Annotated in this window: 18 protein-coding genes; 14 read left to right on the top strand and 4 right to left on the bottom strand. The window is 60.1% G+C overall.

The window, feature by feature from the left end; translation table 11 throughout:
• The first annotated feature begins 14 nt into the window (after positions 1-14).
• The 13 genes from VD17_RS06630 to VD17_RS06570 all read left to right on the top strand — a co-directional run bounded on the left by VD17_RS06630 (position 15) and on the right by VD17_RS06570 (position 15,494).
• On the top strand, positions 15-1,184 hold the full coding sequence (locus tag VD17_RS06630) for an alginate biosynthesis protein Alg44 (RefSeq protein ID WP_046053212.1): 1,170 nt from the start codon (positions 15-17) through the stop codon (positions 1,182-1,184).
• Between the two features lie 12 nt (positions 1,185-1,196).
• Positions 1,197-2,603 carry an alginate biosynthesis TPR repeat lipoprotein AlgK gene (gene algK, locus VD17_RS06625; protein ID WP_046053211.1) on the top strand — a complete coding sequence of 469 codons (1,407 nt, stop codon included), beginning with the start codon at positions 1,197-1,199 and terminating at the stop codon, positions 2,601-2,603.
• Positions 2,600-4,084, top strand: coding sequence for an alginate export family protein (locus VD17_RS06620; RefSeq protein WP_046053210.1), 1,485 nt, complete (start codon positions 2,600-2,602; stop codon positions 4,082-4,084). The genes algK and VD17_RS06620 overlap by 4 nt, the downstream gene beginning before the upstream one ends.
• A 26-nt stretch (positions 4,085-4,110) precedes the next feature.
• A complete protein-coding gene (gene algG, locus VD17_RS06615) occupies positions 4,111-5,700 on the top strand; it encodes a mannuronan 5-epimerase AlgG (protein WP_046053209.1) in 1,590 nt (529 codons plus the stop codon).
• A 10-nt stretch (positions 5,701-5,710) separates the two neighbouring features.
• A complete protein-coding gene (locus VD17_RS06610) occupies positions 5,711-7,159 on the top strand; it encodes an alginate O-acetyltransferase (protein WP_046053208.1) in 1,449 nt (482 codons plus the stop codon).
• 11 nt (positions 7,160-7,170) lie between these two features.
• On the top strand, positions 7,171-8,304 hold the full coding sequence (locus VD17_RS06605; protein ID WP_046053207.1) for a mannuronate-specific alginate lyase: 1,134 nt from the start codon (positions 7,171-7,173) through the stop codon (positions 8,302-8,304).
• 213 nt (positions 8,305-8,517) lie between these two features.
• Complete coding sequence (locus VD17_RS06600; protein ID WP_046053206.1) at positions 8,518-10,083, top strand: MBOAT family O-acyltransferase; 1,566 nt, start codon at positions 8,518-8,520, stop codon at positions 10,081-10,083.
• 11 nt (positions 10,084-10,094) lie between these two features.
• On the top strand, positions 10,095-11,270 hold the full coding sequence (locus VD17_RS06595; RefSeq protein WP_046053205.1) for an alginate O-acetyltransferase: 1,176 nt from the start codon (positions 10,095-10,097) through the stop codon (positions 11,268-11,270).
• 14 nt (positions 11,271-11,284) lie between these two features.
• Entirely contained in the window at positions 11,285-11,938 is a 654-nt protein-coding gene (locus VD17_RS06590) for an alginate O-acetyltransferase AlgF (RefSeq protein ID WP_046053204.1), read from the top strand.
• Positions 11,939-12,044: 106 nt separating this feature from the next.
• Positions 12,045-13,496 carry a mannose-1-phosphate guanylyltransferase/mannose-6-phosphate isomerase gene (locus VD17_RS06585; RefSeq protein WP_046053203.1) on the top strand — a complete coding sequence of 484 codons (1,452 nt, stop codon included), beginning with the start codon at positions 12,045-12,047 and terminating at the stop codon, positions 13,494-13,496.
• 276 nt (positions 13,497-13,772) lie between these two features.
• Complete coding sequence (locus VD17_RS06580) at positions 13,773-14,237, top strand: hypothetical protein (protein WP_046053202.1); 465 nt, start codon at positions 13,773-13,775, stop codon at positions 14,235-14,237.
• 34 nt (positions 14,238-14,271) lie between these two features.
• On the top strand, positions 14,272-15,099 hold the full coding sequence (locus tag VD17_RS06575) for an SDR family oxidoreductase (RefSeq protein ID WP_046053201.1): 828 nt from the start codon (positions 14,272-14,274) through the stop codon (positions 15,097-15,099).
• A complete protein-coding gene (locus tag VD17_RS06570; RefSeq protein ID WP_046053200.1) occupies positions 15,096-15,494 on the top strand; it encodes a DUF4440 domain-containing protein in 399 nt (132 codons plus the stop codon). The genes VD17_RS06575 and VD17_RS06570 overlap by 4 nt, the downstream gene beginning before the upstream one ends.
• 127 nt (positions 15,495-15,621) lie before the next feature.
• Here the strand turns inward: VD17_RS06570 and VD17_RS06565 are convergent, their stop codons facing one another.
• The 4 genes from VD17_RS06565 to VD17_RS06550 all read right to left on the bottom strand — a co-directional run bounded on the left by VD17_RS06565 (position 15,622) and on the right by VD17_RS06550 (position 20,516).
• Positions 15,622-16,470 (bottom strand): efflux RND transporter periplasmic adaptor subunit, encoded by an 849-nt coding sequence (locus tag VD17_RS06565; RefSeq protein WP_046053199.1) that lies wholly within the window; start codon positions 16,468-16,470, stop codon positions 15,622-15,624.
• A 25-nt stretch (positions 16,471-16,495) separates the two neighbouring features.
• Complete coding sequence (locus tag VD17_RS06560) at positions 16,496-16,696, bottom strand: DUF1656 domain-containing protein (RefSeq protein WP_046053198.1); 201 nt, start codon at positions 16,694-16,696, stop codon at positions 16,496-16,498.
• A complete protein-coding gene (locus VD17_RS06555; protein ID WP_046053197.1) occupies positions 16,686-18,878 on the bottom strand; it encodes an FUSC family protein in 2,193 nt (730 codons plus the stop codon). The genes VD17_RS06560 and VD17_RS06555 overlap by 11 nt, the downstream gene beginning before the upstream one ends.
• 138 nt (positions 18,879-19,016) lie before the next feature.
• Positions 19,017-20,516, bottom strand: a complete 1,500-nt coding sequence (locus VD17_RS06550) for an efflux transporter outer membrane subunit (protein WP_046053196.1) — start codon at positions 20,514-20,516, stop codon at positions 19,017-19,019.
• A 272-nt stretch (positions 20,517-20,788) separates the two neighbouring features.
• Between VD17_RS06550 and VD17_RS06545 the strand changes: the two genes are divergently transcribed.
• The gene (locus tag VD17_RS06545) at positions 20,789-21,757 is read left to right on the top strand and encodes a LysR family transcriptional regulator (protein WP_046053195.1); all 969 of its coding nucleotides are present in this window, start codon (positions 20,789-20,791) and stop codon (positions 21,755-21,757) included.
• Positions 21,758-22,415: the final 658 nt, after the last annotated feature.

Below are 22,415 nucleotides of genomic sequence, written 5' to 3'. Positions count from 1 at the left end.
AGGAAATCGCCCATATGAATACCGCCGTCAACGCCAACGTAGTGCATGAATCAGAAGCCCAGCGCCAGCACGCCCGGGTAAAAATCCCGGCCAAACTGCGCTTCTTCGGTCCTGACCGGACCCCGGTAGAAGCTCGGGTCCTCGACCTCTCCGCTGGCGGCCTGGCTTTCAACGCCGGTCAACTGCCACTGAAGATCGGCGACGTGTACAAGGCTCGCCTCCAGTTCGTCATCGATAACCTCGGCCTGGCCATGGACGTCGAGTTACTGGTGCGCTCCCACGACCGCGAAACCGGTCGTACCGGTTGCCAGTTCCAGAACCTCGAATCTCAGGACATTTCCACCCTGCGCCACCTGATCACTTCTCACCTGGCAGGCGACATCGTCTCCATGGGTGAAGTGCTGGCCACCCTGCAACGCGACAATTTCACCAAGGCGCGCAAGGTCAAGGATGGCGGCCACGGCATGACCCCGTTCGGTCGTCTGCGTGCAGTGACTTTCAGCTTCGCGATCTTCCTCGTCGGTCTGACGGCATTCGGCTTCATCTTCAAGTCGGTGTACGGCATGTACTTCGTCAGCCACGCCCAGGCCGGTCTGGTCAGCGTAGCAGGCATGAACATCACCATGCCGCGCGACGGCACGGTGCAGAGCCTGATCAAAACTGACGGCATCGCAGCCAAAGGCGCCCCGCTGGCGACGTTCAGCACCAGCATGCTCGACGTACTCAAGGGTCATCTGGACGAAGACCAACTGCAACCGGCCAAGGTTGAAGAACTGTTCGGCAAGCAAATGACCGGCACCCTGACGTCGCCGTGCGATTGCACCGTAGCGCAGCAAATGGTCGCCAACGGTCAGTACGCCAGCAAAGGCGACGTGATCTTCCAACTGGTGCCGCGTAACAGCGAAGCCAACGTTGAAGCGCGCTTCACCTATCGCCAGTTCGGCGACGTGCTGCCAGGCAGCTCGGTCAGCTTCCAGATCGCCGGCGAAGACAAAACCCGCTCCGGCACGATCATCAGCAGCACCAGCCTGAAAAGCGCCGACCTGTCGTCCGACATCCGCGTGCAGATCAAGCCTGACGAGCCGCTGGACAGCAAATTCGCTGGTCGCCCGGTTGAAGTCAACGCCACCCGTGGTCCGAACCTGAACTGGCTGATCGACAAAGCCATGGCCGCCGGTCGATAAAAACAAGAGGACATGCCCGTGACTAGCCCACTCAGAATCCTGCCAGTCCCGCTGACTCTGGCCATGGCAATCGCCCTGGCCGGATGCGCCGGCCTGCCCGACCAGCGTCTGGCCAACGAAGCCCTCAAGCGCGGTGATACCACGCTGGCGGCGCAGAATTACCAGCAACTGGCAGACCTGGGCTACAGCGAAGCACAGGTTGGCCTTGCCGATATCCAGGTCGACAGCCGTGACCCGGCGCAGATCAAGAAAGCTGAGGCGACTTATCGCGCTGCGGCCAGTGTCTCGCCGCGAGCCCAGGCTCGCCTGGGTCGTCTGCTGGTGGCCAAACCCGGCTCCACCGAAGCCGAACAGCACGAAGCCGAAGGCCTGTTGAAGAAAGCCACTGCCGCAGGCGAAGGCAACACCCTGATCCCGCTGGCGATGCTGTATCTGCAATACCCGCACAGTTTCCCGAACGTCAACGCGCAACAGCAGATCAGCCAATGGCGTGCCGAAGGCAAGCCGGAAGCAGGCCTGGCCCAAGTGCTGCTCTATCGCACCCAGGGCACTTACGACCAGCATCTGGACGAAGTGGAAACGATCTGCAAAGCCGCGTTGAACACCACCGACATCTGCTATGTCGAACTGGCCACGGTCTATCAGAAGAAAGCCCAGCCAGAGAAACAGGCCGAGCTGATCAAGCAAATGCAAGCCGCTCAGGCTCGCGGCGCAGTTTCCGCCCAGCGGGTGGACAGCGTGGCCCGCGTATTGGGCGATGCATCCCTGGGCAAGACCGACGAGAAAACAGCCCAGTCGCTGCTCGAGGGCATCGCACCCGGCTACCCCGCTTCCTGGGTCAGCCTGGCGCAACTGCTCTACGACTTCCCGGAACTGGGTGACGTCGACACGATGATGAAGTACCTGGACAACGGCCGCGCCGCCGACCAGCCGCGCGCCGAGCTGTTGCTGGGCAAGCTCTACTACGAAGGCAAAATGGTACCGGTTGACGCGAAGGTCGCCGAAGAACACTTCAAGAAAGCCGTCGACAGAGAAGTGGCCGCCGATTACTACCTCGGCCAGATCTACCGTCGCGGTTACCTGGGCAAGGTCTATCCGCAAAAAGCGCTGGACCACCTGCTCAAGGCCGCGCGTAACGGCCAGAACAGCGCCGACTTCGCCATTGCCCAACTGTTCTCCCAAGGCAAGGGCACCCGGCCCGACCCGCTTAACGCTTATGTCTTCAGCCAATTGGCCAAGGCCCAGAACACCCCGCAAGCCACCGAGCTTGCGCAAACACTCGAAACCCAACTGCCGCCTGCCCAGCTCGCCGAGGCCCAACGCCTGTTGAAACAAGAACAGGCCGTTCGTGGTGCCTTGAGTCAGAACACGCTGGAACTGCATGCCCTGGAAGAAGAAGACGGCGAGGAATCCCTATGAAGTTGAATCCATTTGTGAAGGCCGGTATCGGCCTGTCGTTCGCCCTCTTGTGGTCGTGCCCGACCCTGGCGGCCCTGACGGAAAGCAAGAACTACGGCCTGGACGTGAAAGTTACCGCCCAGTCCGAAGACGACACTGACCTCGGTACGGCGAGCGGCGGCGACGTCAACGGCGTCGGCCTCGACCTGCGTCCATGGATCTACGGCGAGAGCGGCGCGTGGAGCGGCTACGCCATGGGTCAGGCCGTGACGTCCACCGACATCATCGAGACGGACACCCTGCAGCAGTCCGACAGCGACGGCACCCAGAGCACCGACAGCGGTGATCGCAAGAGCAAGAAAAACTACCTGGCGATGCGTGAGTTCTGGGTCGGCTACAGCGGCCTTACGCCTTACCCCGGCGAGATTCTCAAGCTCGGTCGCCAGCGTCTGCGCAATGACGATGGTCAATGGCGCGACACCAACATCGAAGCCCTGAACTGGACCTTCGACACCACCCTGTTGCGCGCCAACGCCGGTGTTGCCGAACGCTTCAGCGAATACCGCACCGACCTCACAGAACTCGCGCCCAAGGACAAGGATCGCCTGCACGCTTACGCCGATGCGGCGTACCAGTGGACCCCGGGCAACTGGGTCGGCATTCGTGGTCACCACACCCACGATGACGGCAAGCTCGATACCGCGCAGCCAGGCGTTCCCGCCGATTCTCTGGACAAGAAACAGAACGGCGACATCAGCTGGATCGGCCTTACTGCCGACAGCGATGCCTACAACTGGCGCAACACCAACACCGTCAATTACTGGGGCAGCGTCACCGGCATGAGCGGCGACCGCGACAAGGTCAACCAGCTCAACCCCGATGGCACCGCTCCGGCACAAGCCAAAACCAGTGGCGATGTTGATGGCTGGGCCACTGACCTGGGCGTGCGTCTGCGCCTCGATCCGCAATGGCAAGTCGGTGCAGCCTATGCCCGTGCCAGTGCCGATTACGAACAGAACGGCCTGCAAAGCAACCGCTCGAACTACACCGGTACTCGCTCGCGGGTTCACCGTTTCGGCGAAGCCTTCCGTGGCGAAACGAACAACATGCAGAGCGCTACCTTGTTCGGTTCGTGGATGCTCAACGACGAATACGACGCCAGTGTGATCTACCACAAATTCTGGCGCGTCGACGGCAACAAGCCGGTCAGCAACGGCATCAACGCCGTCCAGAACAACACCGACGACGTGACCGGCGCCGAGCTCTCGAGCACGTCCCTGCCGCTGGAAGATGGCAACAAAGACCTCGGTCAGGAAATGGACGTGGTCGTCACCAAGTACTTCAAGCAAGGCCTGCTGCCTGCCTCCTTGAGCCAGTCGATCGATGAGCCTTCGGCCCTGGTGCGGTTGCGTGGCGGTGTGTTCAAGCCCGGCGATGCGTATGGCAAAGGCGTCGACTCGTACATGCACCGCGCATTTATCGACGTGATCTGGCGCTTCTGATGCGAACCGCTAAGGGAGTTCCTGACATGAACAGTCCGAAGAGAGGCTCGATAACCTTGCTGGCCGGCGCGATGTTGCTGGCCAGCACGGCGGTCTTCGCCACTGTGGAGCCGGCCTCGCCCGTTCAAAAAGGCCAGCCGGCGACCATTGCAAAAGGGTTGCAACAGGCCAAGACCTACACCGTCAGCAGCGCACCGACCGCGCCGCTGGAGTTGGCCAAGCCGAAACTGCCGGACACCTCCGGCTACACCGCCGAAGCCATCGCCGCGAAAATCGTGCGCACCAAGGCCGGCAAAATCAGCGTGCGCCGGATGATGCAGGAAAACGCCCTGAAGGACTTCATCGGTGGCGATAACAAGATGGCCGAATGGGTCGTGCGTCAGCACGGTATCCCTCAGGCGATTTTCATCGACGACGGCTACATGAACCTCAAGGATCTGGCCAACAAAGTACCCAAGCAGTACTTCAGCGAAACCTCGCCGGGTGTATTCCTGGCGAAGCTGCCGATCGTGGTGGGTCAGAAAGGCATCCTGGAAATCGACAAGCAGACCCAGGAATTGCGCCTGTCGCAAGAGTCCGGTTCGTTCCTGGTCAACGACGGCCAGTTGTTTGTGCGTGATACCAAAATCACTGGCTGGAGCGAGAAGGCAAACGGCCCGGCGGCCTTCAAGTCGCCCAAGGAATTCCGTCCGTTCCTGCTGTCCTGGGGCGGTACCGAGACTTACATCGCCAACAGCAAGATCGCCAGTTTCGGCTACGCCAACAGTAAGTCGTACGGCGTGAGTATTTCCCAATACACGCCGAACATGGCCAAGGTGCTCAAGCGCCCTGAACCGAGTGGCTGGATCATCGGCTCCGAGTTCTCGGACATGTGGTACGGCTTCTACTGCTACGAAGCACGCGACTTTGTGGTCAAGAGCAACACCTACAAAGACAACATCGTCTACGGCATTGACCCGCATGACCGTTCCCACGGTCTGATCATTGCCGACAACACGGTGTTTGGTACCAAGAAGAAGCACGGGATCATTATTTCCCGTGAGGTCAACGACAGCTTCATCTTCAACAACCGCAGCTACGACAACAAGTTGTCAGGCCTGGTGATCGACCGTAACAGCGTCAACAACCTGATTGCCTACAACGAGATCTACAAGAACCACACCGACGGCATCACCCTCTACGAGAGTGGCGACAACCTGCTGTGGGGCAACAAAGTGATCAGCAACAAGCGCCACGGCATCCGGATTCGTAACAGCGTAAACATCCGCCTCTACGAAAACCTGTCCATGGCCAACGGCCTGACCGGCGTCTACGGCCACATCAAGGACCTGAGCGACACCGACCGTGACATCAAGCTCGACCCGTTCGATGCCCAGGTGTCCTTGATCGTGGTCGGTGGCGAACTGGCCGGCAACGGCAGCGGACCGCTGTCCATCGACTCGCCGCTGAGCGTCGAGTTGTATCGCGTGTCCATGCTCGCACCGACCAAAACCAGTGGCATCAGCTTCTCGGGGATTCTCGGCGAGCGTCAGGATGAAATTCTCGACCTGCTGGTGCGCCAGCAGAAAGCCGTGCTGATCGACCCTGTCGAACGCCAGACCGAAATGCGGGACTGAGGATAATTTTATGCACTCACACTTGATCAAATTACTCAGCTTGTCGGCCCTGACCGCCGGCATTCTCGCAGCCAGCGGCGGTGTTCGTGCGGACGAAGTCCAGGCACCAAAATTTTCCGCCGAACCGTGCTGCAGCCTGTGCCCGGCAGCCCACGACGCGAAGAACTACACCACGCGTTACCAGCAGAACTTCACCACGCTGGTGCAGGCTCAGGGCGATTGGCTGTTCCGTACGCAAGAAGACTTGCGTACCGAGTTCGACACCACACCCGTCGGCTACAAACGCATGAAAGAACTGCACGATGCGTTCAAGAGCAAAGGCATTGAACTGGTCATCGTTTACCAGCCGACCCGTGGCCTGGTGAACCGCAACAAGCTCAATCCGGAAGAAAAGGCCAAGTACGATTTCGACAAGGCCTTGAGGAACTACAAAACCATGCTGGGGCGTTTCGCCGCCATGGGCTACACCGTGCCGGACCTGTCGCCGCTAACCAACGAGTCGCTGCCTGACACCCTGCCGGCCCACGATTTCTACTTCCAGGGCGACCAACACTGGACGCCGTATGGCGCCCAGCGCACGGCGAAAATCGTCGGTGAGCAAATCAAGAAAATGCCGGCCTTTGCCGACGTGCCGAAACGCGAATTCGAGAGCCATAAGTCGGGTCGCATGGGTAAGACCGGAACGTTACACAACATGGCTGGTCAACTCTGTGGCACCAGCTACGCGATCCAGTACATGGATCAGTTCACCACCGAGCCGAAAGGCGAAGCAGCTGATGGCGATCTGTTCAGTGACTCCGGCAATCCGGAAGTCACCCTGGTCGGCACCAGCCACAGTGGCAAGAATTACAACTTCGCCGGTTTCCTCGAAGAGGCCATCGGCGCCGACATCCTCAACGTGGCGTTCCCCGGCGGTGGCCTGGAAGGTTCGATGCTGCAGTACCTGGGCAGCGAAGAGTTCCAGAGCAAGCCGCCGAAGATTCTGATCTGGGAATTCTCGCCGCTCTATCGCCTTGACCAGGAAACCATCTACCGCCAGATGATGGCGCTGCTGGACAACGGTTGTGAGGGAAAGGATGCACAGTTGACCGGCAGCACCACGTTGAAACCGGGCAAGAACGAATTGATGGTCAACAGCAAGAACCTGAATCTGCAAAACAGCAACCACCAGGTTGATATCCGCTTCGCCGATCCGTCGGTGAAAACGCTGCAAGCCACCCTCTGGTACATGAACGGGCGCCACGAGGACATCAAGATCGAAAAACCGGAAACCTCCGATACCGACGGGCGTTTCGCCTTTGAGTTGCGCACGGACGAAGATTGGGCCTCGCAGAATCTGCTGGCCATCGAAGTCCAGGGCCCTGAAGCAGGTGCCGCGCCACAGAAAGTCGAAGCGAAAATCTGCAAACGCAACGTGTTCCCTGGCTTGGGGCAGCATACCGCTCAGGCCGGGCAGTGAGGCAACCTCTTATGACATGCATGCAAACCCGAACTTTGAAAAGATTGATCGCACCGTCCCTGTTGAGCCTGGCCATGTTTGCCGGTGCGACTCAGGCCGCCGCGCCACTGCGTCCGCCACAGGGATACTTCGCGCCGATTGAAAAAGTCAAAACCGGCAACAAGAGCGAAGGCTGTGATGCGATGCCGACGCCGTATACCGGCGCCCTGCAATTTCGCAGCAAATACGAAGGTTCCGACAAGGCCCGTTCGACCCTGAACGAGGCATCGGAAAAAGCCTTCCGCGACACCACGGCCGACATCACCAAGATTGAGCGCGGCACCAGCAAGCGCGTAATGCAGTACATGCGTGATGGTCGTCCGGAACAGCTCGAATGCACCCTGAATTGGTTGACCGCCTGGGCCAAGGCCGATGCGTTGATGTCCAAGGACTTCAACCACACCGGCAAGTCCATGCGCAAATGGGCGTTGGGCAGCATGGCGTCGTCCTATATCCGCTTGAAGTTCTCCGACTCGCATCCGTTGGCGAACCACCAGCAAGAGTCGCAATTGATTGAAGCCTGGTTCAACAAAATGGCCGATCAGGTCGTCAGCGACTGGGACAACCTGCCGTTGGAACAAACCAACAACCACTCGTACTGGGCCGCCTGGTCGGTGATGGCAACGTCCATCGCCACCAACCGCCGCGACCTGTTCGACTGGTCGGTGAAGGAATTCAAGGTCGGCGCCAATCAAATCGACGCCCAGGGTTTCCTGCCTAACGAGCTCAAGCGCCAGCAACGCGCCCTCGCCTACCACAACTACGCCCTGCCGCCGCTCGCGATGATCGCCAGTTTCGCTCAGGTCAACGGTGTGGACTTGCGTCAGGAAAACAACGGCGCATTGAAACGCCTGGGTGATCGAGTACTCGCGGGTGTCAAAGACCCGGAAGAATTCGAGAACAAGAACGGTAAGGAACAGGACATGACCGACCTGAAAATCGACTCGAAATTCGCTTGGCTCGAACCGTTCTGCTCGCTCTACACCTGCTCGCCGGATGTGCTTGAGAAAAAGCACGAGATGCAGCCGTTCAAGACTTTTCGCCTCGGTGGTGACCTGACCAAGGTCTACGACCCGGCCAACGAGAAAGGCAAAAAAGGCTCTTAGAACAAACGCAAATCCCCTGTAGGAGCGAGCCTGCTCGCGAAGCGGTGTATCAGTCGACATCTACGTTGAATGTCAGACCGCAATCGCGAGCAGGCTCGCTCCCACAGGGGTCAGTGTCGAGTTTGAGTTTTGTGTGTTACGCCCTCCGGTTTTCGGTGGGGGGTTTGGGGGGGCTGCGGCCCTTGACTGTTGGTTAAACATGGAGAGACCGGGATGGTATTTTCATCCAACGTGTTCCTGTTTTTGTTCCTGCCGATCTTTCTCGGCATGTACTACTTAAGCGGAATACGCTATCGCAACCTGCTGCTGCTGATCGCCAGCTACGTGTTCTATGCCTGGTGGCGTGTGGACTTCCTTGCGCTGTTCGCAGCCGTCACCCTGTGGAACTACTGGATCGGCCTCAAAGTCGGTGCCGCAGGCGTTCGGACCAAACCGGCACAACGCTGGTTGCTCCTGGGCGTGGCCGTCGACCTGTGCATTCTCGGCTACTTCAAGTACGCCAACTTCGGCGTCGACAGCATCAACGCGATGATGACCTCCGTCGGTCTGTCGCCGTTCATCCTGACCCACGTGCTGTTGCCGATCGGGATCTCGTTCTACATCTTCGAGTCCATCAGCTACATCATCGACGTCTACCGTGGTGACACGCCGGCGACCCGCAACCTGATCGACTTTGCCGCTTTCGTGGCGATCTTCCCGCACTTGATCGCCGGTCCGGTGTTGCGCTTTCGCGATCTCGCCGACCAGTTCAACAACCGCACCCACACCCTCGACAAGTTCTCCGAGGGCTGCACGCGGTTCATGCAGGGTTTCATCAAGAAGGTCTTCATCGCCGACACCCTGGCGGTCGTGGCCGACCATTGCTTCGCCTTGCAGAACCCGACCACGGGCGATGCCTGGCTCGGCGCGCTGGCCTACACCGCGCAGCTGTATTTCGACTTTTCCGGTTACAGCGACATGGCAATCGGTCTGGGCTTGATGATGGGTTTCCGCTTCATGGAAAACTTCAAACAGCCGTACATCAGCCAGTCGATCACCGAGTTCTGGCGTCGCTGGCACATCAGCCTGTCCACCTGGTTGCGTGACTACCTGTACATCACGCTGGGCGGTAACCGTAAAGGTACGCTGATGACCTATCGCAACCTGTTCCTGACCATGCTGCTCGGTGGTCTGTGGCACGGCGCGAACATCACTTACATCGTCTGGGGCGCCTGGCACGGCATGTGGCTGGCGATCGAAAAAGCCCTCGGCCTGAATACCTCGCCGCGCAGCATCAACCCGATTCGCTGGGCGCTGACCTTCCTGCTCGTTGTCATGGGCTGGGTGATCTTCCGCTCGGAAAACCTGCATGTCGCCGGTCGTATGTACGGCGCGATGTTCAGCTTCGGCGAATGGTCACTGTCGGAACTCAACGCAGCCAGCCTCACCGGCCTGCAAGTGGCGACTCTGGTGGTGGCTTACATGACCCTGGCGTTCTTCGGCATTCGTGACTTCTACAGCAACCTGCCGCCTGAGAAGACCAAGCCTGTTGTGAACGTCGCGGCCGATGGCCCGGCTGCCGCTACGCCTGGAATGATCAAAGCCGTACCGGGCGACAACCCGGGCAGCATCCACGAGCCTGGCTACACCGTCGGCGTTGACGCGACTGTGCAACCGGCCTACTGGACGGCGGACTGGTCTCGTTACGTGATGCGCACGCTGGTACTGGTGCTGTTCATCGCCTCGATTTTCAAACTCTCGGCGCAAAGCTTCTCGCCGTTCCTTTACTTCCAGTTCTGAGGGATCTGACTATGACCCGCTCATTACGCATCCTCTACATCGCCCTGTTCATGGTGACGCTGTTGGTCCTGGGCCTGTGGTCCACGCGCAGTTTCTTCGGCTTCAGTACCTCTGCCGAAACGACGGTGCTCAACGGCCGCTGGACCAAAGCCGTGGAAACGCATTACGACGACGAGTTTCCGATCAAGCGCCTGGGCACCAACCTTTGGGCTGCGCTGGATTTCAAACTGTTCAACGAAGGTCGTCCGGGCGTCGTGCTCGGCCGCGATCAGTGGTTGTACAGCGATGAAGAATTCAACCCGATCGTCAACGAAGAGTTGAACCTGCAAGGCAATTACGCACTCGTAGAAGGCGTACGTCAGGAATTGAAAGCCAAGGGCGTGAAACTGGTCATGGCGATTGTGCCGGCCAAGACTCGCCTGTACCCGGAACACCTGGGTGAAGTGAAGCCTTCGAGCATCCACGCCAACCTCTATGACGACTTTCACGCTCGTGTGGCGGCCAACAAGATCCTTGCTCCCGACCTGTTCGGCCCGATGCTGAAAGCCAAGTTGGACGGTCAGCAAGTGTTCCTGCGCACCGACACTCACTGGACCCCGGAAGGCGCACAAATCGCCGCCGAGACCCTGGCGAAATCCATTACCGACAAATACCCGCTGAGCGGCGAGCCGCAACACTTCGTCACTGAACCTGCGGAGAAGGTGACGCACAAGGGCGACCTGCGGTTGTTCCTGCCGCTGGACCCGTTGTTCGAAAACCTGATGCCCAAGACAGAGCCGTTGCAGAAGCGCAACACCGTTGCGGCACAAGACCAGTCGGCCGGGGATGACGCCCTGTTCGCCAATACTGAAGTACCGGTGGCCCTGATCGGCACCAGCTACAGCGCCAACCCCAACTGGAACTTCGTTGGTGCGCTGAAACAAGCGCTGAACAGCGACGTGGTCAATTACGCCGAAGACGGCCACGGCCCGATTCTGCCAATGCTCAGCTATCTGAAAAGTGATGCTTTCAAGAACAGCCCGCCACAGGTGCTGATCTGGGAGTTTCCTGAACGTTATCTGCCTGTGAACAACGAAATCGGTGACGCCGACCCGCAGTGGGTCGCAGAGCTCAAAGAAGCCGGCGCTCGCCAACAAAACGTAGCCGCAAACACTAAATCCGAGACGCCCGACCGGGCGCAAAACTGAAAGAGAGGTACACCATGACTTTCACTACTACTCCTCGCCGTCTCGCCAAGACCTTTGCTCTCGTTGCTGGCATGAGCGTGTTGTCGATGTCTGCCTTCGCTGGCGACGCCGCACTCTACGGCCCGACTGCACCGAAAGGTTCGAGCTTCGTACGTGTCTACAACGCCGGTAACGCTGAAGTCAGCGCCACCGTCGGCACCACCAACCTGGCCGAAGTCGCGCCGCTGTCCAGCACTGACTTCAGCTTCATGCCGGGCGGCGACTACAGCGCCAAGGTCGGTAGCCAGTCCCTGCCGGTGAAACTGGCCGGTGATCACTATTACACCCTGGTCAACAACGCCAGCGGCGCACCGCAACTGATCGAAGAGCCGCCGTTCAAGAACAAGCAGAAATCCCTGGTTCGCGTACAGAACCTCAGCGACAAGGCCCTGACCCTGAAAACCGCTGACGGCAAGACCGAAGTGGTCCCGGCCGTGGCCGCCAAGGGCCGTGGCGAACGTGAAATCAACCCGGTCAAAGTCAGCCTGGCACTCTACGACGGCGACAAGAAAGTCGGCGACGTGAAACCGGTTGCCCTGGAACGCGGTGAAGCCGCCGTGCTGTACGTCACCGGCAGCGGCAGCAGCCTGGCGCCAGTCTGGGTAAAACGCCCGGTTTCGACGCGCTAATCATTTTGTCGGGTAGCCCGCGGGCTACCCGGACACGGAATAAGAACAAGAGTGAAACGACAGAACGCAGTAGCTCTGACCCATACGATTTTCAAGGAGTAACAACATGATTCCAGTAATCTTGTCCGGTGGTAGTGGCTCACGTCTTTGGCCGCTTTCGCGCAAGCAATTCCCCAAGCAATTTCTCGCCCTGACCGGCGAACACACGCTGTTCCAGCAAACCCTGGAACGCCTGGTGTTCGAAGGCATGGACACCCCGATCGTGGTCTGCAACAAGGACCACCGCTTCATCGTCAACGAACAACTGAGTGCCCGTAACCTGGACACCCAGCGCATCCTGATGGAACCGTTTGGCCGCAACACCGCTCCGGCAGTTGCGTTGACCGCGATGATGCTGGTCAACGAAGGTCGCGACGAGTTGATGCTGGTGCTGCCAGCCGACCACGTGCTGGAAGATCAGAAAGCCCTGCAACGCGCACTGGCCCTGGCCACCGTCGCCGCAGAAAACGGCGAAATGGTGTTGTTCGGCGTACCGGCCACCAAACCGGAAACCGGCTATGGCTACATCAAGTCGACCAATGATTCGCTGCTGCCCGAAGGCGTCAGCCGCGTCTCGCACTTCGTCGAAAAACCGGACGTGAAACGCGCCACCGAATTCGTCGAGTCCGGCGGTTACTTCTGGAACAGCGGCATGTTCCTGTTCCGCGCCAGCCGCTTCCTCGAAGAGCTGAAAAAGCACGATCCGGACATCTACGACACCTGCCTGCTGACCCTTGAGCGCAGCAAACAGGATGCCGACACGGTCGATATCGACTCCGCCACCTTCGCTTGCTGCCCGGACAATTCCATCGACTACTCGGTGATGGAAAAAACCCAACGTGCCTGCGTTGTACCGCTGACCGCGGGCTGGAGCGATGTCGGCTGCTGGGCGTCGCTGTGGGAAGTGAACGAAAAAGACGCCAACGGTAACGTCATCAAAGGCGACGTGGTCATTCAGGACAGCAAAAACTGCATGATCCACGGCAACGGCAAACTGGTGTCGGTGATTGGCCTGGAAAACATCGTGGTCGTCGAAACCAAGGACGCCATGATGATCGCCCACAAGGACTCGGTCCAAGGCGTGAAACAAATGGTCAACACCCTCAACGAGCAGGGCCGCAGCGAAACCCAGAACCACTGTGAAGTCTATCGTCCGTGGGGCTCCTACGACTCGGTGGACATGGGCGGCCGCTTCCAGGTCAAGCGCATCTCGGTCAAACCGGGCGCTTGCCTGTCGCTGCAGATGCACCACCACCGCGCCGAACACTGGATCGTGGTCAGCGGCACTGCTGAAGTGACCTGCGACGAAAACGTGTTCCTGCTCACTGAAAACCAGTCGACCTACATCCCGATCGCCTCGGTCCACCGCTTGCGCAATCCGGGCAAGATCCCGCTGGAAATCATCGAAGTGCAATCGGGCAGCTACCTGGGCGAAGACGATATCGAGCGGTTTGAAGATATCTACGGTCGCTCTACCCCGATCGAACGCGGCGTGTCGGTGAAAACCATCGCGCAGTGATTGATCTGTAACACCAGAAGCCCCCGTCCAACGCGCTGCGTTTCCCCATCCGCAGCGGGTTGGGCGGGGGCTTTTTTTGTCTGGCGTTTTTGTTGCCTCGGCTGGCCCCTTCGCGAGCAGGCTCGCTGCCACAGGGGTTTGGTGCACGGCGCAGACCCACTGTGGGAGCGAGCCTGCTCGAGAAAGGGCCATCACGTCCACCACACCCATCAAGCCCATCGCCAACAGCACCCACGCTTAGGTAGGATGACCTTCTCCCCTCCCGAGGTTTGCGTCATGTTCATCGGCGTCCTGCTGGTTATTACCTGGCTGATCCTTTTGCTGCGCTACCCGACCAAAGCCTTGCCGGTCTCCGTGGCAGCCGCCATCGGATTGGGTGTGGTGGCAACGTGGGTGATCTGGATGGACAACCGCGAGGTCAAGCAACTGGCGCGCCTGGAGTTGCGCATCACTTACGCGCCAGAACAGTGCCCGGCCGATCGCCCACTGCAACTGAAAATGAACAACGGCAACGACGTGCCGCTGACCGAACTGCGCTGGCGCATCGCCGCCTATGCGCCGGGCGACACGGTCAATCTGGCCGACAATCAATACGCAGCACCGCGCTATCGCGGCCCCGGCGAACTGCAGGCCGGCGCGAACTGGGAAGACTGTTTGCCCCTGCCGCCGCTGCGCCCTGGCTATCGCCCGCAAACGCTGGAGTTTCGCGCCGAGCGTTTGCAAGGTAGTTTCTCCGATTGATCTTCCCTTCCTCTTTTTGCACAAGGACCGCGCCATGCCTGTTGCGTTGATTACCGGTTGTTCCAGCGGCATTGGCCGCGCCCTCGCCGAGGTGTTCAAAAGTGCCGGATACGAAGTCTGGGCCAGCGCCCGTAAGACAGAAGACGTGGCGGCGCTGGCCGCTGCCGGTTTCACCGCCGTGCAATTGGACGTCAACGACGGCGCGGCACTGGAACACTTGAGCGAGCGCATCAACCAGCAACATGGCGGCCTCGATGTGCTGATCAACAATGCCGGTTATGGCGCCATGGGGCCGTTGCTCGACGGCGGCGTGCCGGCCATGCAGCGACAATTCGAAACCAACGTGTTCGCCATCGTCGGCGTCACCCGCGCCCTGTTCCCGGTGCTGCGTCGAGCCAAGGGTCTGGTGGTGAACATCGGCAGCGTGTCCGGGGTTTTGGTCACGCCGTTTGCCGGTGCCTATTGCGCCTCGAAAGCGGCGGTACATGCCTTGACCGATGCGTTGCGTATGGAACTGGCGCCGTTTGGTGTGCGGGTCATGGAAGTCCAGCCGGGCGCCATCGCCTCCAGCTTTGCCAAGAATGCCGGCCATGAGGCGGAGCAGTTGATCACCGAACAATCACCCTGGTTTCCGCTGCGTGAAGGCATTCGCGCACGGGCCAAGGCCTCCCAGGACAACCCGACCCCGGCCAGTGAATTTGCCGCCGGTTTGCTCAAGGCCGTGCAGCAGAGCAAACCACCGCGCCTGATTCGTCTGGGCAATGGCAGTCGGGCATTACCGTTGCTGGCGGGATTGTTGCCTAAAGGGCTGCTGGAGGCGGGGTTGATGAAGCGGTTCGGGCTGAAGGGGCAACTTCCATGACTGATTACACCGAGTACTTCGACGAAGTGATCCAGGCCCACGTCGCCATTGAGCAATGGTTGGCTGAGGATCAAGACGAGCCGGCGCTTGAGCTGTTGCTGGCGCGTTTTTCACCGCAGTTTTCCATGGTCTCGCCATTGGGCCGGGTGCTGGATTTCGACGCGTTGAGCGAATTGTTTTTGATGGCGGGCGGGAAGAAGCTCGGGTTCAGAATTGAGCTCAGCGAGTTGCGCGGCATCGCTTTGTACGACGGTGGTGCAATGGTGAGTTATCGCGAGCAGCAAACCGATGCGACGGGGCTGCACTCTGATCGGCGATCGACGGTGGTGTTTGAGAAGCAAACGTCTGGCCAAGTGGTTTGGCGGCATTTGCATGAGACGTTTTGCAAGCCGTAAGACCGAGTCGCATCCATCGCGAGCAGGCTCGCTCCCACATTGACCGAGTCGGACGCAGATTCTGCGAACACCACAAATCCCCTGTGGGAGTGAGCCTGCTCGCGAAGGCCGCGACTCGGTCTAATGGCTAGTTCACCACAACGGTGCACGTAATCCCCGCCGCCAACAGCACCCCCTCCGGCACTTCATCAATGTGAATCCGCACCGGCACTCGCTGCGCCAAACGCACCCAGTTAAAGGTCGGGTTCACATCCGCAATCAGCTCGCGACTTTCCGGGTTATCACGGTCGTAGATGCCGCGAGAAATGCTTTCCACATGCCCCTTCAACACTTCCCCACTCATTAACTGCATGTCGGCTTTATCGCCGACCCGCACGTGGGGCAATTTGGTTTCTTCGAAGAAGCCGTAGACCCAGAACGAGTTCATGTCGACCACGGCCATTTTCGCCTCACCGATGCGCGCGTAATCGCCGCGATGCACATTGAGGTTGGTCACGTACCCGTCCACCGCTGCGCGGACCTCGGTGCGTTTGAGGTTCAGCTCGGCAGCTTCCAGCTGCGCTTGTGCGTGCTGGTAATCGGCCAGGGCCGAGTCGGCGATGTTGCTGGCGTCGTCGCGGTTTTCCCTGGAGATCACCAGGTTGTCCATGTCGGCGCGGCGGTGGGCGTTGACCTTGCGCATCTCCCACGTCGACTTGCGCGAGGCCACCAGCGCCTGCGCCTGTTTGACCGCAATGCGGTAGTGCTCGGGGTCGATCCGCATCAGCAAATCACCCTTTTTCACCTGTTGATTGTCGCGCACCGGCACGTCCACCACTTCCCCGGTGACGTCGGCGGCAATGTTGATGATGTCGGCGCGCACCCGGCCGTCGCGGGTCCACGGCGTGTCCATGTAATGCACCCACAGGGTCCGGCCGATCCACATCGCAAGGGCCAGCACCAGCAGGGTGGCGAGCAGGCTGAAAAGCTTTTTCATCAGGGCCTTCTTCATTGATAGAGAGTCAACGATAAACAGTCAGCGCCAGGGCGCCGAACAGACAGGAAAACAGACTCAGGCGCAGCAGCGCCGGGTGCCAGAAGAAGCGGTACAGATCGAACCCGGACAGGAACCGGTCGAGTGCCCAGGCCAGCGCCGCCGCGATGAAAAACATCAGGGTCATGGTCGGCATGTACACGCCGTGGAAGGCGATTTCACGAGGCATGTTCAAGTCCTTGGGGCTTGGCAATTGCGTAGGCGGCCAGCGGTGATTGCGGGTCCAGCAACGAGGTGCGAATGAAGTGCAGATAACTCTTCACCCGGCGCAACGCGGACGTGTCGAAGTGCGGGGCAAACGGTTCATCAGTGGCTTGCACCCTGCTGATCGCGTGATCGACGGCGATCAATCCACGCTCCAGATTGCTCTGGCTCGGTTGCAGAAACAGCCGCACCAGCGAGCGCCCCATCACCCGGATCGCCTGACGCCACGGCTGGGATTCGGCATAGGCCGGATGCACCGGCAAGATCGCCTGTTCCTTGCGCAACTCGATGATCGCGTGACCGACTTCCAGCACCACAAACATCCAGCGCAGCAAGTCCCGTTGCACCTGCGGCTGCCCCGCGGCGAGACCGTAGGCCTGATGCAGCAAGTCCCGCGTACTGCTTTCGAAACTCGACGCCAAACCCTTGAGTTTGCCGCTGATGGCGTAGACCACCTGGCCACGCAAATCCTGCTCCAGCCGACGCCACAACCAGCGACTGTTGGGCGGCAGGATGATCGCCCCGGCCGCCGCGCAGACCAGCATGCCGAGCACCATGGCGATGTAGTCGTTGATAAAGGCGTAAGGGTTGTAAACGGTGAGGTTGTCCGGCACCGAACCGGTGCTGAAGAAGATCAGCAAACCGAGACCGACACCGGCGTATTGCGGCCGCGAAGTGAGGAACGAACCGAGCACGATCACCGGTGCGAGCATCACGCAGAGCAACGGAAAACCGTCGATCCACGGGAAGATGAAAAACATCTCGACGAAGCCGATCAGGGCCCCGAGGAATGTCCCGCAAGCCATCTGAAACGCCATGCGTTTTGGATTCGGCGTCGCCGCCGAGAGGCCCACGGTCGCGGCGGCAATCAGAGTCATCGTCGCCCCGCTCGGCCACGCGGTGGCGACCCAATAGCTGCCCAGAACCACCAGAATGAACGCCGCGCGAATCCCCGAGGCGGCCGACGCCATCCAGTTGGTTTGCGGAGTGAACGGCTCATCCCATTGCTCGCGCGCATGGCTGTGATCGGCCAGCGACGCGTGGGTCTGTGCATAACTGTGCAAATCGTCGACGAAGCGATAAAGCAGCTCGTATGCGGTGTGAAAATCCAGCTGCTCGGCGTCGCTCGGATCGCTCTCTTGAAAAACCGCTCGCAAGCTGCGAACACGTGCCGGCAGACCTTCTTTATAGGCGCTCAGCGCGCTGACCAGTCGCCCCGCATCGGCGTTGGTCAGTGCACGGCCGCTGAAGCCGTCGAGCAGTTCGGCGAGGTCCTGCAAACCCGGTTTGATCGCCGCCACCACATGATCGGTGCCGCTGCTGCGCAAGCGTTCGAGCAACTGGTGCAAGGCGTTGAAACGGGTGGTGATGCCCATGAACTCGCTGTTCAAGCGACTGAGCCGACCGTTGCGCCGACGCATGTGCGGGTCTTCAAACACGGTGACGCTGCGCAGTCCTTCCAACCCCACAGCCTCGGCGATGAAGCGTACGTTGCTCGCCTCGAAAGCGTCCCGTTTGCTGCGACCGCGCAAGCCGTCGGTGACGAACAAGGCGAACACGCCGAAGCGCTGGTACAAGGCGTTGCGCATTGCGGCGCTGGCGGTTTGCGGCAGGATCGCGGCGCTGACCACGGTGGCGCAGAGAATTCCCAAGGAGATCTCCAGCACCCGCCAGACTGCCGCCATGAACGCACCATCCGGGTGTGCCAAGGCCGGCAGACCAACCATCGCGGCGGTGTACCCGGCCAGCACGAAACCGTAGGCGCGGAAGTTGCGATATCGCGCTGCGCCTGCCGAGCAGATGCCGACCCAGATCGCCAGCGAGCCGAGGAACAATTCGGTGTTCTGCGCAAACAAGGCAATCAGCGCGACCATCACCGTCGAGCCGGCCAACGTGCCCAGAAAGCGATAAAAACTCTTGGCGAACACTTGGCCGCTTTGCGGCTGCATGACGATGAACACGGTGATCATCGCCGTGCGCGGCTGCGGCAACTCCAGGCGCATGGCCAGCCACAGCGTCAGGAACGCGGCGAACAACACCTTGAAGATGTAGACCCAGGTCACGCCGTCGCTGCGCGCCCAGTCGAAGAAACCCCGGCGCCATTCAAGGGAATACAGCCAGCGCAAAGGTGCGGGCAAGGGAGTCATGGAATCCTGTTCATCGATATTCAGTCAGGTGAGGAACCTGTGGGAGCGAGCTTGCTCGCGATTGCGGTGTGTCAGGCAACATCATCATTGGCTGACACGGCCTCATCGCGAGCAGGCTCACTCCCACAGGTTTTGTGTTCACTTAAGAAGCATCGGGGTTTTCGGTACGGCGGTCTGGCTGTCTTTCGGCACGTCGTCGCCCGCGCCCAACCCACCGCCCAATGCCGTCACCAATTCCGCATGAGCACTCAGTCGCGCCGCCTGCACCTGCTGCTGAACCTGCTGCTGTTTGAACAACAAGGTCTGGGCGTTGAGCACGTTGAGGTAGTCGGTGAGCCCGCGCTGGTAGGCGATCATCGCGATGTCGTAAGTCTTCTGGGCCGTGGCCACCGACTCGGCGGCGAAGGTTTGCTGCTTGTCCATGGATTCGCGGCGGATCAACTGGTCGGAGATGTTTTTCAGCGCGTTGACCAGCGTCTGGTTGTACTTGGCCACGGCGATGTCGTAACCGGCCGAGGCTTCGCCCAGCTCCGAGCGCAAACGGCCGCCGTCGAAGATCGGCAACGAGATGGCCGGGCCGACGCTGTAGTTGAGCTTCTTGCCGGTCAAAAATTCCAGCGCCCCGCCGCCGGTGGCCATGTAGCCGAGGCTGCCGACCAGATCGACGTTGGGGTAGAAACCGGCATGAGCAACATCAATACCACGCGCCTGGGCCGCCACTTGCCAGCGACTGGCGACCACATCCGGGCGTTGACCGAGCAATTGCGCCGGCAACGACGACGGCAGTTTCAGCGCGGCGCCCAATGACAACGTCGGCCGTTGCAACTGCGCGCCCTCCCCCGGACCTTTGCCCGCAAGTGCCGCGAGCTGGTTGCGACTCAGGGCGATTTCTTCGTCCAGTGCATCGATCTGGCGGTGGGTTTCCGGCAGCGGCGTTTCAGCCTGACTGACTTCGAAATGGGTGCCGATGCCGCCATTCAGGCGCTTCTGCGCGAGGTCGAGAATTTGCTGCTGCTGTTTCAGGGTCGCGGCGACGATGTCCCGTTGCGCGTAATGCAACGACAGCTCGATGTAGGCGCGCACGATGTTGTTCTGCAATTCGAGCTGGGCCAGACGCGCTTCGGCGGCCGTCATGTGAGCCATGTCCACGGCGCGCTCGGTAGCGTTGCTTTCGCGGCCCCAAAGGTCGAGGGCATAGCTGAAGCCCAGCGCGGCGTTGTTGTCCCAGGTGGTGGTGTTGGCCAATTCGCCCGGCCCGTAGAACTGATCGGTGGGCCAGTTATGGCGTTTGAGCGTGGATTCGCCGTTGATCTGCAGCGACTCCGCAGACTCGGCAATCCCGGCCATGGATTTGGCCTGACGCACTCGCGCCGCCGCCATGGCCATGGTCGGGCTGCCTTGCACGGCGAGGTCGATCCAGCGGTTCAATTGCGGGTCGCCATAGGCCTGCCACCATTGGGCGGTAGGCCAGTGAGCGTCCTGTGCAGCGTTCTGGATGGCTTCGTCGGTGGCCAATGAATCGGCCTCCAGTGCCTTGCCCTGTGGGGCAATACCTCCGGTACCGATGCAGCCGCTGATTGCCAGGGTTAAAGCCAAAACACTGAGCGTCTGAAGCGCTCTGTTGATGCGACGCGGCACTGCTGAAAATTCCTGATCTGAGGGAGTTCCCCCTGTAGGAGCTGTCGAGTGAAACGAGGCTGCGATCTTTTGATCTTCGCTTTTAAAAGATCGCAGCCTCGTTTCACTCGACAGCTCCTACAGAGGTGGGCGCAATTCTAGGGGTCGGCTTTGTTGGCGATAAGCTGGGAATCCTGTGAATCTTTGTTACCGTTAACGCGATAATCCCTTGGTCGGGGTCTCAGCCCCCGTAACTTCGTGTCACAATTTGCCATCGCCTCCGAGAGCACCCCATGGACACTTTGCAAAACATGCGCGCCTTCAGTTACGTGGCCGAGGCCGGCAGCTTCACCGCCGCCGCCGTGCAACTCGACACCACCACGGCCAACGTTTCGCGCGCGGTCTCCAACCTGGAAGCCCACCTGCAAACCCGCCTGCTCAACCGCACCACCCGACGCATCGCCCTGACCGAAGCCGGCAAGCGCTATCTATTGCGCTGCGAGCAGATCCTGGCCTACGTCGAAGAAGCCGAAGCCGAAGCCAGCGACGCCCATGCCCGTCCGGCCGGGCAGCTCAAGGTGCACACCATGACCGGCATCGGTCAGCACTTCGTGATCGACGCCATCGCCCGCTACCGCAAGACCCACCCCGACGTCACCTTCGACCTGACCATGGCCAACCGCGTCCCAGACCTGCTGGACGAGGGTTACGACGTGTCCATCGTGCTCGCCAGCGAACTACCGGACTCGGGCTTCGTCTCCCAGCGTTTGGGCATCACTTACAGCATCGTCTGTGCTTCGCCCGCCTATGTGAAAGCCAACGGCTGCGCGCAGAAGCCCAGCGATCTGCTGAACCACGCGTGCCTGCGTTTGGTGAGCCCGGTGATTCCGCTGGAAAAATGGGCCTTCGACGGCCCGGAAGGCCAGGAGATGGTGACGATTAATAGCTCGCCATTTCTGGTGAACTCCGCCGATGCGATGAAGACGGCGATCACCAGCGGCATGGGGGTTGGAGTGTTGCCGGTGTATGCAGCAATTGAAGGGTTGCGCAACGGGACGCTGGTGCGGGTGATGCCGAATTACCGGTCACAGGAATTGAATCTGTATGCGATCTATCCGTCGCGGCAGTATCTGGATGCGAAGATAAAGACGTGGGTCGAGTACTTGCGTGGATCGTTGCCGGAGATCTTGGCGGCGCATCAGGCAGAGTTGGTGGCGTATGAATTGAGCGGGAGCATGGGCGGGGTTCGGGTGGCGAACTGATTTCACCGGTCCATCAGTGGGTGGATCATCTAGAGGGTGGATCGCGCTATGCCCTGCTGGACATTTCAAACAGCATCATGGTGGCGGAGATCACCGCGAACCGGGTGCTGGATAACCTCGACATGCCAAAGCCTGCGCCACACCGCTAACCCACTGTAGGAGCCGAGCTGCTCCGGGCGGCGTTCCAACGATAGCGGTCTAACATTCAACATTCATGGCGACTAACACTCCGTCATCGCGAGCAAGCTCGCTCCCACAGGGGAACGGTGTACATCTGCCAGACATTGGCCGGCTGTCAGACCGCCTTCGTCGGAACGCCGCCCGGACCAAGCTCGCCCCCACAGTGGAACGGTGTACATCTGCCAGACATTGGTTGGCTGTCAGGCCGCCTTCGCGAGCAAGCCCGCTCCCACAGTGGAACGGTGTACATCTGCCAGACATTGGCCGGCTGTCAGGCCGCCTTCGCGAGCAAGCTCGCTCCCACAGTGGAACGGTGTACATCTGCGAGACATTGGCCGGCTGTCAGGCCGCCTTCGCGAGCAGGCTCGCTCCCACAATGGATAGGCGTAAACCCTGCTTCTCACCACTCAACAGGCCGAGCGTTAGCTCGCCTGCAGCCCTTGATCTTGACCCACCTGCCCCTTCGGGAGGCTGAGTG

The organism is Pseudomonas fluorescens, assembly GCF_000968015.1.
GTDB lineage: Bacteria > Pseudomonadota > Gammaproteobacteria > Pseudomonadales > Pseudomonadaceae > Aquipseudomonas > Aquipseudomonas fluorescens_W.
This window is presented reverse-complemented; position numbering and strand designations above follow the sequence as displayed.

Coding starts and splice junctions, on each gene's coding strand:
- VD17_RS06605 (WP_046053207.1), top strand. CDS start 7,171: ATGACATGCATGCAAACCCGAACTTTGAAAAGATTGATCGCACCGTCC.
- VD17_RS06570 (WP_046053200.1), top strand. CDS start 15,096: ATGACTGATTACACCGAGTACTTCGACGAAGTGATCCAGGCCCACGTC.
- VD17_RS06620 (WP_046053210.1), top strand. CDS start 2,600: ATGAAGTTGAATCCATTTGTGAAGGCCGGTATCGGCCTGTCGTTCGCC.
- VD17_RS06580 (WP_046053202.1), top strand. CDS start 13,773: ATGTTCATCGGCGTCCTGCTGGTTATTACCTGGCTGATCCTTTTGCTG.
- algG (WP_046053209.1), top strand. CDS start 4,111: ATGAACAGTCCGAAGAGAGGCTCGATAACCTTGCTGGCCGGCGCGATG.
- VD17_RS06555 (WP_046053197.1), bottom strand. CDS start 18,878: ATGACTCCCTTGCCCGCACCTTTGCGCTGGCTGTATTCCCTTGAATGG.
- algK (WP_046053211.1), top strand. CDS start 1,197: ATGCCCGTGACTAGCCCACTCAGAATCCTGCCAGTCCCGCTGACTCTG.
- VD17_RS06610 (WP_046053208.1), top strand. CDS start 5,711: ATGCACTCACACTTGATCAAATTACTCAGCTTGTCGGCCCTGACCGCC.
- VD17_RS06600 (WP_046053206.1), top strand. CDS start 8,518: ATGGTATTTTCATCCAACGTGTTCCTGTTTTTGTTCCTGCCGATCTTT.
- VD17_RS06585 (WP_046053203.1), top strand. CDS start 12,045: ATGATTCCAGTAATCTTGTCCGGTGGTAGTGGCTCACGTCTTTGGCCG.
- VD17_RS06565 (WP_046053199.1), bottom strand. CDS start 16,470: ATGAAAAAGCTTTTCAGCCTGCTCGCCACCCTGCTGGTGCTGGCCCTT.
- VD17_RS06630 (WP_046053212.1), top strand. CDS start 15: ATGAATACCGCCGTCAACGCCAACGTAGTGCATGAATCAGAAGCCCAG.
- VD17_RS06545 (WP_046053195.1), top strand. CDS start 20,789: ATGGACACTTTGCAAAACATGCGCGCCTTCAGTTACGTGGCCGAGGCC.
- VD17_RS06560 (WP_046053198.1), bottom strand. CDS start 16,696: ATGCCTCGTGAAATCGCCTTCCACGGCGTGTACATGCCGACCATGACC.
- VD17_RS06595 (WP_046053205.1), top strand. CDS start 10,095: ATGACCCGCTCATTACGCATCCTCTACATCGCCCTGTTCATGGTGACG.
- VD17_RS06590 (WP_046053204.1), top strand. CDS start 11,285: ATGACTTTCACTACTACTCCTCGCCGTCTCGCCAAGACCTTTGCTCTC.
- VD17_RS06575 (WP_046053201.1), top strand. CDS start 14,272: ATGCCTGTTGCGTTGATTACCGGTTGTTCCAGCGGCATTGGCCGCGCC.